Source organism: Inquilinus sp. (assembly GCF_057815775.1).
On record NZ_JBYRFX010000534.1, the window covers coordinates 1 to 11,258 of the forward strand.

At 70.0% G+C, this 11,258-nt stretch carries 12 protein-coding genes; 8 read left to right on the forward strand and 4 right to left on the reverse strand.

Annotated features, from left to right (window positions below):
• The first annotated feature begins 399 nt into the window (after positions 1–399).
• Complete coding sequence (locus tag AC3XYG_RS18625) at positions 400–1,395, forward strand: aldo/keto reductase (protein ID WP_489141351.1); 996 nt, start codon at positions 400–402, stop codon at positions 1,393–1,395.
• 105 nt (positions 1,396–1,500) lie between these two features.
• Positions 1,501–2,700: a lytic murein transglycosylase gene (locus tag AC3XYG_RS18630; protein ID WP_489141352.1), complete on the forward strand. Its 1,200-nt coding sequence runs from the start codon at positions 1,501–1,503 to the stop codon at positions 2,698–2,700.
• On the opposite strand, the gene AC3XYG_RS18635 is transcribed toward AC3XYG_RS18630, so the two are convergent.
• On the reverse strand, positions 2,676–3,656 hold the full coding sequence (locus tag AC3XYG_RS18635; protein ID WP_489141353.1) for a GlxA family transcriptional regulator: 981 nt from the start codon (positions 3,654–3,656) through the stop codon (positions 2,676–2,678). The genes AC3XYG_RS18630 and AC3XYG_RS18635 overlap by 25 nt on opposite strands.
• Positions 3,657–3,742: 86 nt before the next feature.
• On the opposite strand from AC3XYG_RS18635, the gene AC3XYG_RS18640 reads away from it, so the two are divergent.
• Positions 3,743–4,435: a DJ-1/PfpI family protein gene (locus tag AC3XYG_RS18640; protein WP_489141354.1), complete on the forward strand. Its 693-nt coding sequence runs from the start codon at positions 3,743–3,745 to the stop codon at positions 4,433–4,435.
• A gap of 35 nt (positions 4,436–4,470) precedes the next feature.
• On the opposite strand, the gene AC3XYG_RS18645 is transcribed toward AC3XYG_RS18640, so the two are convergent.
• From AC3XYG_RS18645 to AC3XYG_RS18655, 3 genes are all read right to left on the reverse strand, one after another.
• Positions 4,471–4,809, reverse strand: a complete 339-nt coding sequence (locus tag AC3XYG_RS18645; protein ID WP_489141355.1) for a hypothetical protein — start codon at positions 4,807–4,809, stop codon at positions 4,471–4,473.
• A 26-nt stretch (positions 4,810–4,835) separates the two neighbouring features.
• The gene (locus AC3XYG_RS18650) at positions 4,836–5,930 is read right to left on the reverse strand and encodes an ABC transporter ATP-binding protein (RefSeq protein ID WP_489141356.1); all 1,095 of its coding nucleotides are present in this window, start codon (positions 5,928–5,930) and stop codon (positions 4,836–4,838) included.
• 147 nt (positions 5,931–6,077) lie between these two features.
• Entirely contained in the window at positions 6,078–7,226 is a 1,149-nt protein-coding gene (locus AC3XYG_RS18655) for a trans-sulfuration enzyme family protein (RefSeq protein WP_489141357.1), read from the reverse strand.
• Between the two features lie 99 nt (positions 7,227–7,325).
• On the opposite strand from AC3XYG_RS18655, the gene AC3XYG_RS18660 reads away from it, so the two are divergent.
• The 5 genes from AC3XYG_RS18660 to AC3XYG_RS18680 form a co-directional block, all read left to right on the forward strand.
• Positions 7,326–7,520 (forward strand): DUF3553 domain-containing protein, encoded by a 195-nt coding sequence (locus AC3XYG_RS18660; RefSeq protein WP_489141358.1) that lies wholly within the window; start codon positions 7,326–7,328, stop codon positions 7,518–7,520.
• A 255-nt stretch (positions 7,521–7,775) separates the two neighbouring features.
• The gene (locus AC3XYG_RS18665; RefSeq protein WP_489141359.1) at positions 7,776–8,840 is read left to right on the forward strand and encodes a sulfate/molybdate ABC transporter ATP-binding protein; all 1,065 of its coding nucleotides are present in this window, start codon (positions 7,776–7,778) and stop codon (positions 8,838–8,840) included.
• Positions 8,841–8,862: 22 nt separating this feature from the next.
• Positions 8,863–9,864, forward strand: a complete 1,002-nt coding sequence (locus tag AC3XYG_RS18670; RefSeq protein ID WP_489141360.1) for a sulfate ABC transporter substrate-binding protein — start codon at positions 8,863–8,865, stop codon at positions 9,862–9,864.
• 41 nt (positions 9,865–9,905) lie between these two features.
• A complete protein-coding gene (gene cysT / locus AC3XYG_RS18675) occupies positions 9,906–10,760 on the forward strand; it encodes a sulfate ABC transporter permease subunit CysT (RefSeq protein ID WP_489141361.1) in 855 nt (284 codons plus the stop codon).
• The coding region (locus AC3XYG_RS18680) for an ABC transporter permease family protein (RefSeq protein WP_489141362.1) at positions 10,744–11,258 on the forward strand (515 nt) is incomplete at its 3' end. The genes cysT and AC3XYG_RS18680, both read left to right, overlap by 17 nt.

An 11,258-nucleotide genomic window follows, 5' to 3' on the forward strand; every position in this document is an offset into this window, starting at 1 on the left:
ACACGGTCTTGTCGCGATAGCCCGGGGATTTGCAGGTGAAGATGATGTCATTCCGGCTCTTGTCGACATGATAGATGTGCGACACCGGGTCGTAGGTGCCGGTCGGCGCGCCCCACCCGGGCCCTCCTCCCAACGCCGTCCTCGCGAGCCGAAGGCGAAGCGATCCAGCGGCACCGCCCCCCTGGATTGCGTCGCTGCGCTCGCAATGACGGTTCTGGGAATTTCCGCGCCACAACCGCCTTGGCGTCGGACGTTCCGCGCGCCATCATGGCGATGAACGGTCCGCCCCCGCCGGCATGGCGCCTTCGATAACGCCCCTGCCCTGCCGGAGCGGCCGCTTCCCCACATGCCGTCGCCCCCGGGCGGCGGCTCAGGACGGCCCGATCGGGAGGATGGATCATGACATCGACACCGGCTGACACCATCGCGCATCGCCGGCTCGGGGGGCTTTCCGCCTCCGCGGTCGGGCTCGGCCTGATGCCGCTCTCGGGCGTCTATGGCGCCGCCGACGATGCGGCATCGGAAGACCTGATCCGCCACGCCATCGACCAGGGCGTCGACCATCTCGACAGCGCCGACATGTATGGCTGGGGCCACAATGAGGAGCTGCTGGGCCGCGCCCTCAAGGGCCGGCGCGACCAGGTCGTGCTGGCCACCAAATTCGGCCAGACCCGGCGCGAGGGCGGACCGAACGGCGTCGACGGCCGGCCGGACTATGTGGTCCAGGCCTGCGAGGCCAGCCTGCGCCGGCTCGGCGTCGACATCATCGATCTCTACTATCAGCACCGGGTCGACCCTGCCGTGCCGATCGAGGACACGGTCGGCGCCATGGCCCGGCTGGTGGAGCAAGGTAAGGTGCGCCATCTCGGCCTATCCGAGGCCGGGGCCGACACCATCCGCCGGGCGCATGCCGTGCATCCGATCGCGGCAGTGCAGACCGAGTATTCGCTGCTGTACCGCACCGAAGGGGAAGCGACCCGCGCCGTCACCCGCGCGCTCGGCATCGGCTTCGTCGCCTATTCGCCGCTCGGCCGCGGCTTCCTGACCGGCGCGATCCAGGACCTGTCGCAGATCGACGGCCGACGGGCGGCGCATCCACGCTTCCAGCCGGAGAATTTCGCCCACAACCGCGCGCTGGTCGCGCAGTTCGAGGCCCTGGCGGCGGAAAAGGGCTGCCGGCCGTCGCAGCTCGCCCTCGCCTGGGTGCTGGCCCAGGGCGAGGATGTGGTGGTGATCCCCGGCACCCGCTCGATCGCCCGGCTGGAGGAGAATCTGGGTGCCCTGCCGGTGGCGTTGACCGCGGAGGATCTTGCCCGGCTGGACGCCGCCATCCCCGCCGGCGCCGCCGCCGGCACGCGCTATCCCGCCGCCGGGATGACATCGGTGCAGATCTAGGCGCAGTCGCCCGGGTTGTCGGCGCCGGAGGGATCGGCGAGGATCGGCGGGCGCGGCCCGGCCGATTCCCGGGCCGATTCCCTGGACCGGACTGCAAGGACCCCGATGACGTCACCCCTGTTCGGCTGGAAGGCCGCCCTCGTGGCCCTGGTGCCGCTGCTGTCCGCCGGCCCTGCCCTGGCGGATTTCTCCTCCTGCGTCGCCGGCCTGGCCGACAGCGCGATCAAGGCGGGTGTCAGCCGCGACATCACCTCGCGCGCCTTCGACGGGCTGACCGCACCGGATGACAACGTGCTGCGCTTCTCGCAGAGCCAGCCGGAATTCGTGACGCCGATCTGGGACTACCTCGCCTTCCTGGTGGACGACCAGCGCGTCGCCGACGGCCGGGCCATGGTGGCGAAATACGACCGGGTGCTGCGGCAGGTGGAGCAGCGCTTCGGCGTCGACCGCTTCGTCGTCGCCGCGGTCTGGGGCGTCGAGAGCGACTACGGCAAGGAGACCGGCGGCTATTTCCTGCCGTCCGCTTTGGCCACGCTGGTCTGCGCCGGCGACCGCCGCACCGATTTCTGGCGCGGCGAGCTGATGGCGGCGCTGAAGCTGGTCAATGCCGGTGACCTCCGGCTCGACGAGCTCAAGGGCTCCTGGGCCGGCGCCTTCGGCCAGACCCAGTTCATCCCGTCGACCTACCAGCGCCTGGCGGTCGATTTCGACGGTGACGGGCGGCGCGACCTGGTCGGCTCAGTCGCCGATGCGCTCGGCTCCACCGCCAACTACCTCAAGCGCGCCGGCTGGCAGCCGGGCCAGCCCTGGATGATCGAGGTCAAGGTGCCGGCCGGCTACAACGGCCCGACCGGGCGCAAGGACAAGGACCCGCTGTCGGCCTGGGCCCAGCGCGGCGTCACCCGCGCCGACGGGGCACCGCTGTCGGGCAACGCCCAGGCGGGGCTGCTGCTGCCGGCCGGGCCTCGGGGCCCGGGCTTCCTGGTGTTCCGCAACTTCGATGCGATCTATTCCTACAACGCGGCCGAATCCTACGCGATCGCCATCTCCCACCTCGCCGACCGGATCTCCGGCGGGCCGGCGCTGCGCACGCCCTGGCCGACCGACGACCCCGGCCTGTCGCGGGCCCAGCGCCTGCGGCTGCAGCAGCTGCTGCTGGCCCAGGGCTACGACATCGGCGGCCAGGCCGACGGCAAGGTCGGCCCCGCCACCCGCGCCGCCATCTCCCAGGCCGAGCAGCGCGCCGGCATGCCGCAGACCGGCCGCGCCGGCATGAAGATCTACCGCGCGCTGGGCGGGCAGTAGAGCAGACCGTCGGGCCGCCGCCCACCCCGCCGCATCGCCTGGGGCGGGTGGCCGAAAGCACGGAGGAAGGCGCGGCGCATCCGCTCCGGGTCGGAGAATCCGAGGTCGAGGGCGATCGCTTCGATCGGCTCGATGCCGTCCTCGACCCGCGGCCGGGCCGCCTCCGCCCGCAGGCGCTCGACCGCCTTGGCCGGCGTTTGCCCGGTTTCGGCCAGGAAGGCGCGCCCGAACTGGCGGGGGCTGAGACGCGCCACCTCGGCCAGCGGGTCGACCGGCAAGGCCTCGCGCAGGTGCTCCCGCGCGAAGGCCAGAGCGGCCCGGATGCGATCCGACGGCGGATCGAGCTCCAGCAGGGCCGAGAATTGCGACTGCCCGCCCGGGCGGCGGTGATAGACCACCAGGGTCCGGGCCGTCGCCCGCGCGGCGTCGATGCCCAGATCCTCCTCGATCAGGGCCAAGGCGAGGTCGATGCCGGCCGTGACCCCGGCCGAGGACCAGATCGGCCCGTCCCGGATATAGATTCGGTCGGCCTCGACCCGGATGCGTGGGTGCAGGCGCTGCAGCGCCGCCGCCTGCCGCCAATGGGTGGTGGCCCGCCGACCGTCGAGCACGCCGGCGGCGGCCAGCAGGAAGGCGCCGGAGCAGACGCTCGTCAGCCGCCGCGCCGCGGTCGCGTCCCGGATGAACGCCCGCAGCCGCGGCGACTCCGCCGCCCGGTCAACACCCCGCCCGCCGGCGACCATCAGCGTGTCAAACGCCGAGCCGTCCCCGAGCGGCTGTGTGAGCACGGGCAGGCCGGCCGAACTTTCGACTGCGCCGCCCTGCTCCGAAACCACCTGCAGGCGGTAAGCCGGCGGCGACAGGTCGCGGGACGCCGTGTCGAACGCCGCCAGCGGCCCTGTGAGGTCGAGGATGTTGAAGCCGGGAAAGACCAGGAAGCCGATCGAACGGGTCATGACTGAAAATGAGGGATCAGTGTCGTTTCCGACATGACACTGACCGGCGATAGTGGCGCTGTCAATCGCACCGTGGAGGCCGCCCGATGACCGAGATCACCATCGTTTTCCCGATCTATCCCAACGTCACCCAGCTCGACTTCACCGGCCCGCACCAGGTGCTGTCGCGCCTGCCGGGTGCGACCGTGCTGGTCGCGTCGATGGGCGGCACGCCGGTCACGACCGAAGGGTTGACCTTCTCCGGCCTCGCCCGGCTGGAACAGGTGAAGCGCTGCGACGTGCTGTGCGTGCCCGGCGGGTTCGGCTGTCTCGACGCCATGCGCGACCCGGATTATCTCGCGCAGATCCGGCGGCTGGCCGCCGGCGCGCGCTACGTCACCTCGGTCTGCACCGGGTCGCTGATCCTCGGCGCCGTCGGACTGCTGGAGGGCAAGCGCGCCGCCTGCCACTGGGCCTGGCGGGACGAGCTGTCGCTGTTCGGCGCCATTCCCGACCCCGGCCGCGTGGTCCGCGACGGCCATATCCTGACCGGCGGCGGCGTGACGGCGGGCATCGACTTCGCCCTCACCCTGGCGGCGGAGCTGGCGGACGCGACGGTGGCGCAATCGATCCAGCTCGGCCTGGAATACGCGCCGGCGCCGCCGTTCGATGCCGGCCGCCCCGAGACCGCACCGGCCGAGGTGGTGGCCCTGGCCCAGGCGCGCAACGCCGCCCGGCGGCCGGACCGTGCCGCGATCATCGCCCAGGCGGCCGCGGACCGGGCCCAGGTCACGACCTGAGGCGAGCGCCCTACCCCGCCAGCACGAAGCCGATGTCAGGGCACCAAAATATCCCTGATATCTGCGACGAACGCCTCACCGTCGCGCCTGACGGTCATCCTGACGTCGAGGTCGGAGTTCTCTCCCGATTCCAAGGCAAAGAAGGGATCGACGCTCCAGCTTTGCTCTCGCGGCAGCTCGATGATCCAGAAAAGATCCTCGGCATCGGCACTGGGCGCCACCAAGGTTTGCGGATACCCGGCGATCTCCGCGAAATACATCTCCAGGCCGCCGCGTATCTCGGGAGCCAAGGCCTTCAGCTTGCCAATATCCTTGGCAAGGAGAGCCGAAAGGATCTGCGCGGAAAACAGCCTGATCTCTCGATCATCCATCATGCCTCTCCCGAATGGATGAGCGCCCCCTACCCCGCCAGCGCCCGGCAATCGGCGGCGGACCAGCCGACGGTGACGGTCTCGCCCGGCGCCAGGCCCGGGCGGCCGTCGGCGTTGGTCAGCTTCAGCACGAAATCGTCGCGACCGAGCAGCGCCAGCCGGGCGCGGGTGTGGTCGCCGTGGAAGATCAGCTCCTCGATCCGCGCCGGGAAGCGGTTCGGCCCGGCCTCGGCACCGGGCGATAGCCGCACCCGCTCCGGCCGGATCGACAGGGTGGCGCGGCTGCCCTGCCCGGCCCCGCCGACCGGCGTCGCCAGCACCGTGCCGCCGCCATCAACCGTGACCGTGCATTTGCCGTCCGCCACCGCGTCGACCGTACCCGCCAGGCGGTTGTTCTCACCGATGAACTGGGCGACGAAAGCGGTGTCCGGCCGGTCGTAGAGGTCGTCGGGCGTCGCCAGCTGGTCGATGCCGCCCTCATGGAACACGGCGATGCGGTCCGACATGGTCAGCGCCTCGCCCTGGTCATGGGTGACATAGACCACGGTGACGCCGAGCGAGCGGTGCAGATGCTTGATCTCGAGCTGCATGTGCTCGCGCAGCTGCTTGTCGAGCGCGCCGAGCGGCTCATCCATCAGCACCAGCCGAGGCTCGAACACCAGGGCCCGCGCCAGGGCGACGCGCTGCTGCTGCCCGCCGGACAGCTGGGCCGGCCGGCGGCCGCCGAAGCCGGCGAGCTTGACCATGTCGAGCGCGCGTTCGACCCGCTTTTCGGCGTCCGCCCCGGTGATGCCGCGCACCTTGAGCGGGAAGGCCACGTTCTCGCGCACCGTCATGTGCGGGAACAGGGCGTAGTTCTGGAACACCATGCCGATGTCGCGGCGCCAGGGCGGCAGCGCGTCGATCGCCTTGCCCTCCAGCAGGATATGGCCGCGGGTCGGTGTCTCGAAGCCGGCCAGCATCATCAGCGTCGTGGTCTTGCCCGAGCCCGAGGGGCCGAGCAGGGTGAGGAATTCGCCCTGGCGGATGGCGAGGTCGAGTCCCCGCACCACCAGCGTCTCGCCGTCATAGGTCTTGGCCACGTCGACGAATTCGACGAAGGCGCCCGTTTCCCTGTCCGTCATGCCGCCCTGTCATTGGTCGTGCCGGTTCGTGCCGGCTGTTCCCTCTATTCCTGTCATTGCCGGGCTTGACCCGGCAATCCAGAAGATATCGACAGACTCTGGATGCCCGGATCAAGTCCGGGCATGACAGGGGGGTAGGATCGGGCCCTACCCATCCGCCAGCGCGTGTTCCAGATCCGCGATCAGGTCTTCCACCGCCTCGATGCCGATCGACAGCCGCAGCAAATCGTCGGGCACGGTGCCGTCCTCCTTCTCGATCGTGGCGCGGTGTTCGATCAGGCTTTCGACGCCGCCCAGCGAGGTGGCGCGGATGAAGATGCGGACCCGGGAGATGGCGCGCAGCGCCGCGTCGCGGCCGCCGGCCAGGCGCAGCGACAGCATGCCGCCGAAGCCGCCCTCCATCTGCCGCGCCGCGATGGCGTGGCCGGGGAAGCCGGGCAATCCGGGATAGCAGACCTGGGCCACCGCCGGATGGCCGTCGAAATGCTCGGCGATGCGCTGGGCGTTGGCGCCGGCGGCGCGCACCCGGATGAACAGGGTGCGCATGCCGCGCAGCAGCAGCCACGCCTCGAACGGGCCCAGCACCGGGCCGGCCAGGAAGCGGATCCGGCCGACCCGCTGCCACAACGTTGTATCCGCCGCCGTCACCACCGCGCCGGCCACCACGTCGGAATGGCCGTTCAGGTATTTGGTGGCGGAATGGATCACCAGGTCGGCGCCATGCGCGATCGGCCGGCACAGCGCCGGCGAGGCCGAAGTGTTGTCGACCGCCAGCAGCGCCCCGGCGTCATGGGCGATGGCCGCGGCGGCGGCGATGTCGGTCACCGCCCAGGTCGGGTTGGCCGGGGTCTCGACGAAGACCAGCTTCGTCACCCCCGGCCGGACCGCGGCGCGCAGGGCGTCGAGGTCGGTGGTATCGACCATGTCGCAGGACAGGCCCCAGGGCATCAGCACCTCGCGCAGCAGCTTGGCCGTGCCGAAATACATGTCGCGGGAGACCACGGCATGGTCGCCCGGCTGCAAGGCCTGGAACAGCGCCGCGATCGCCGCCATGCCGGAGGCGAACAGCATCGCCGCCGCCCCGCCTTCGAGCTGGGCCAGCAGGTGTTCGGCCTGGAGATAGGTCGGGTTGTCGTCGCGGCTGTAGCCGCGGCCGCCGATCTGGGCGTAGTCGGCATCGCGGGCGTAGGTCGAGGATGGATGGATCGGCGGCACGATCGCGCCGGTGTCGCCGCAGAGATAGCCGTCCAGGCGGGCGGCCAGCGTTTCGGGACGGCAGGGCGGACGATCGTCCATGGGCATGGCAACTCCCGGTGTTCTCAGGGTGTAACGCCGCTGACGCGCCCCCGCAATCCGTGGCAACGTGCCGGGGCAACGGGATGGGCGGGACAGGCGATGGTCGAGAACGGGTTCGGCGTGGATTTCGGCCTGGCGCCCGGCATGTGGGTGCGGCATCCGACCCAGCCCGACTGGGGCCCCGGCCAGGTGCAATCGGTGATCGGCAACCGGGTGACGGTGAATTTCGAGAACCGCGGCAAGGTGCTGATCGACAGCGCCGTCATCCAGCTGGAGCCGGCCGGGGACGTTTAGGCACCGCCCCCTTCCTCTTGTCATTGCCGGGCTTGACCCGGCAATCCAGGGGCCACGAAGAGCCACCCTTGAAAGCCCCTGGATCCTCGGGTCAAGCCCGAGGATGACAAGAAGAAGGGCTGCGCATTTATAATACAAGAAAAACTAGTCTAATTATATCGCCCCGCCCCACGCTCCATGGATTTTCCACTGGCGCGGTTTCTACGCTCCGCTATGATTGAAGGCTTGAATTTACGTTAAAAGAAAGCGGAATCGATGCGCGTCGAGCTTCGCGGGATCGAAAAGCGGTTTCAGGATTTCACCGCCCTGTCGGGGATCGGCCTCGACATCGAGGCGGGGCATCTCTGTGCGCTGCTCGGCCCTTCCGGCTCGGGCAAGACCACGCTGCTGCGCATCATCGCCGGGCTGGAACATGCCGATGCCGGGTCGCTGCGCATCGGCGGTCTCGACATGTCGGCCGTCGACGTGCGCGACCGCCAGGTCGGCTTCATGTTCCAGAACTACGCCCTGTTCCGGCACATGTCAGTGCTGGACAACATCGGCTTTGGCCTGAAGGTCCGGCCGCGCCAGACCCGGCCGGAGGCCGAGGCGATCCGCGCCCGGGCGAAGGAGCTGCTGGCCCTGGTGCAGCTGGACAAATTCGGCGACCGTTACCCCGACCAGTTGTCCGGCGGCCAGCGCCAGCGCGTCGCCCTGGCCCGCGCCCTCGCAATCGAGCCGCGCATCCTGCTGCTGGACGAGCCCTTCGGCGCGCTCGACGCCCGGGTGCGCAAGGACCTGCGGCGCTGGCTGCGCGAGCTGCACCAGACCCTGAAGCTGACCACCGTCTTCGTCACCCATGACCAGGAGGAGGCGCTGGAGCTAGCCGACCAAGTGGTGGTGATGGACCACGGCAAGGTCGAGCAGATCGGCAGCCCGACCGAGGTCTATGAGCGGCCGGCGACGCCCTTCGTCTACGAATTCCTGGGCCAGGCCGTGCGCCTGCCCTGCCGCATCGGACCCGACCGGGTCGATGTCGAGGGCGCCATCCTGCCGCGCCCGGCCGGCTATGCCGGGCCGGACGGCGCCGGCGAGCTGTTCATCCGGCCGCACGACCTGCTGCCGCAGGAAGCGCGCAGCGACGCCTTCCCGATCGCGATCCGCAGCGTCAACGTCATCGGCCCGCTGGTGCGGGTCGAGGCGGTGACCGAACACGGCGCGATCCCGATCGACCTTGAATGGCATCGCCGCCAGCTGGCCACACGCCTGCCCGCCGCCGGCGAGACGCTGCAGGTCGGCACCAGCCATTTCGGCCTGTTCCCAGCCCGTCAGGCCGCCTGAGCATTCTTCCAAGGAGATTTCGATGAAGCGTTCCTTCCTGGCGCTGGCGCTGGTCGCCGGCCTGTTCGCCGGCGGCACTGCGGCGCGGGCCGAGACCTCGATCCTCAACGCCTCCTTCGATGTCGGGCGCGAGCTGTTCGCCGACATCAACCCGGCCTTCCAGACCTATTGGAAGGGCAAGACCGGCCAGGATGTGAAGATCGAGCAGTCGCATGCCGGCACGTCGAAGCAGGCGCGGTCGATCCTGGAAGGGCTGCAGGCCGATGTCGTGACCTTCAACCAGGCCACCGACATCACGGCGCTGGAGAAGGGCGGCGCGGTCAAGGCAGGCTGGCAGTCGGCCTTCCCGAACGGCGCCTCGCCCTACTACTCCTTCCCCGCCTTCCTGGTGCGCAAGGGCAACCCCAAGGGGATCAAGGACTGGGGCGACCTGGGGCGCAGCGACGTCCAGGCCGTGTTCCCGAACCCGAAAACCTCGGGCAACGCGCGCTACACCTACCTCGCCGCCTATGCCTGGGCGCTGCGGGCCAATGGCGGCGACCAGGACAAGGCCAAGGTCTTCGTCAAGACCGTGCTGTCGCAGGTGCCGGTGTTCGACACCGGCGGGCGCGGCGCCACCACCACCTTCGTCGAGCGTGAGACCGGCGACGTGCTGATCACCTTCGAGGCCGAGACCCGCGGCATCCAGAAGGAATACGGCGACAAGGGCTTCGAGGTGATCGTGCCGCCGACCAGCCTGAAGGCGGATTTCCCGGTGGCGGTGGTCGACAAGGTCGCCGATGCCCGCGGCACCGCCGAACTGGCCAAGGGCTATCTCGACTTCCTGTACCAGCCGGCGGGCCAGGAGATCCTGGCCGAGAATTTCTACCGCCCGACCCTGGCCGACATCGCCGCCAAGCACGCCGAGGTGTTCCCGGCGGTGACGCTGCTGACGGTCGACGAGGTGTTCGGCGGCTGGGACAAGGTAAACGCCGAGCATTTCGCCAGCGGCGGCATCCTCGACAGCGTGTTCGTCAACCAGTGACGGCGCGTTTTATCGCTCAGGCGATGGCCTGAGGTGCCGGCATGACCAGCACCGCGCTTGACGCCCCTCGTCCCGCCCGGCGCCGGGTGCTGCCCGGCTTCCGGCTGACGCTGGGCGTCACCCTGGTCTATCTCGTGCTGATCGTGCTGTTGCCGCTCGGCGCCCTGGCGCTGAAGGCGTCCAGCCTGACGCCGGCGCAGTTCCTGGCCATCGTCGGGTCGCCCCGCGCCCTCGCCACCTACCGGCTCACCCTCGGCATGGCACTGGGGGCGACGGTGTTCAACGGCGTGATCGGGCTGCTGCTGGCCTGGGTGCTGGTGCGCTACCGCTTCCCCGGGCGGCGGCTGCTGGACGCCATCGTCGACCTGCCCTTCGCCCTGCCGACGGCGGTGGCCGGCATCGCCCTGACCGCGCTGTTCGCCAAGAACGGCTGGTTCGGCGCGCCGCTGGCCGCAATCGGCATCTCCGTCGCCTACACGCCGCTGGGCATCGCCATGGCCATGGCCTTCACCAGCCTGCCCTTCGTGGTGCGTAGCGTGCAGCCGGTGCTGGAGGATCTCGACCCCGGCGTCGAGGAAGCGGCCCGGACCCTGGGCGCCGGCGACCTGTCGACCCTGCGCCACGTGGTCTGGCCGGCGATCCTGCCCGCCTTCGTCGCCGGCTGCAGCCTGGCCTTCGCCCGATCGCTGGGCGAATTCGGCGCCGTCATCTTCATCGCCGGCAACCGGCCGATGCAGACCGAGATCACCTCGCTGCTCGTCTTCATCCGGCTTGAGGAATACGACTATGCCGCCGCGGCGGCGCTGGCGATGACCATCCTGGCCGCCGCCTTCGTCATCCTGCTCGCCACCAACCTGCTCCAGGCCCGGTTCCTGCGCCATGTCGATCGCCGTTGACAGCGTGACCCCGCCGGCCGCGGCCGCGCCGGCCAGCACGCGCCGGCTGCGCTCGCCACGCATCGGCGAGGGGCGCTGGACCCGCCGCGTCCTGATCGGCCTGGCCCTGGTCGCCGCCCTGCTGGTGCTGGTGGCGCCGATCGTGGTGATCTTCGTCCAGGCCTTCTCCGCCGGGGTCGCCGTGTTCGCCCGCAACATCGGCGAGAGCGAGACGCTGGACGCGATCGGCCTGACGGTGACGACGGCGCTGATCGTGGTGCCGGTGAACACCGTGTTCGGGGTGATGGCCGCCTGGGCCATCGCCAAGTTCCAGTTCCGCGGCAAGCGCCTGCTGACCACGCTGATCGAGATCCCGTTCTCGGTCTCGCCGATCGTCGCCGGCGTGGTCTACCTGTTCCTGTACGGTGCCCAGGGGTTGCTCGGGCCGTGGCTGCAGGCCCATGGGCTGCAGATCATGTTCACCCCGGCGGCGATCGTCCTGGTCAGCCTGTTCGTGAC

Coding starts and splice junctions, on each gene's coding strand:
- AC3XYG_RS18665 (WP_489141359.1), top strand. CDS start 7,776: ATGCGCGTCGAGCTTCGCGGGATCGAAAAGCGGTTTCAGGATTTCACC.
- AC3XYG_RS18660 (WP_489141358.1), top strand. CDS start 7,326: ATGGTCGAGAACGGGTTCGGCGTGGATTTCGGCCTGGCGCCCGGCATG.
- AC3XYG_RS18655 (WP_489141357.1), bottom strand. CDS start 7,226: ATGGACGATCGTCCGCCCTGCCGTCCCGAAACGCTGGCCGCCCGCCTG.
- cysT (WP_489141361.1), top strand. CDS start 9,906: ATGACCAGCACCGCGCTTGACGCCCCTCGTCCCGCCCGGCGCCGGGTG.
- AC3XYG_RS18670 (WP_489141360.1), top strand. CDS start 8,863: ATGAAGCGTTCCTTCCTGGCGCTGGCGCTGGTCGCCGGCCTGTTCGCC.
- AC3XYG_RS18630 (WP_489141352.1), top strand. CDS start 1,501: ATGACGTCACCCCTGTTCGGCTGGAAGGCCGCCCTCGTGGCCCTGGTG.
- AC3XYG_RS18625 (WP_489141351.1), top strand. CDS start 400: ATGACATCGACACCGGCTGACACCATCGCGCATCGCCGGCTCGGGGGG.
- AC3XYG_RS18640 (WP_489141354.1), top strand. CDS start 3,743: ATGACCGAGATCACCATCGTTTTCCCGATCTATCCCAACGTCACCCAG.
- AC3XYG_RS18650 (WP_489141356.1), bottom strand. CDS start 5,930: ATGACGGACAGGGAAACGGGCGCCTTCGTCGAATTCGTCGACGTGGCC.
- AC3XYG_RS18635 (WP_489141353.1), bottom strand. CDS start 3,656: ATGACCCGTTCGATCGGCTTCCTGGTCTTTCCCGGCTTCAACATCCTC.
- AC3XYG_RS18645 (WP_489141355.1), bottom strand. CDS start 4,809: ATGATGGATGATCGAGAGATCAGGCTGTTTTCCGCGCAGATCCTTTCG.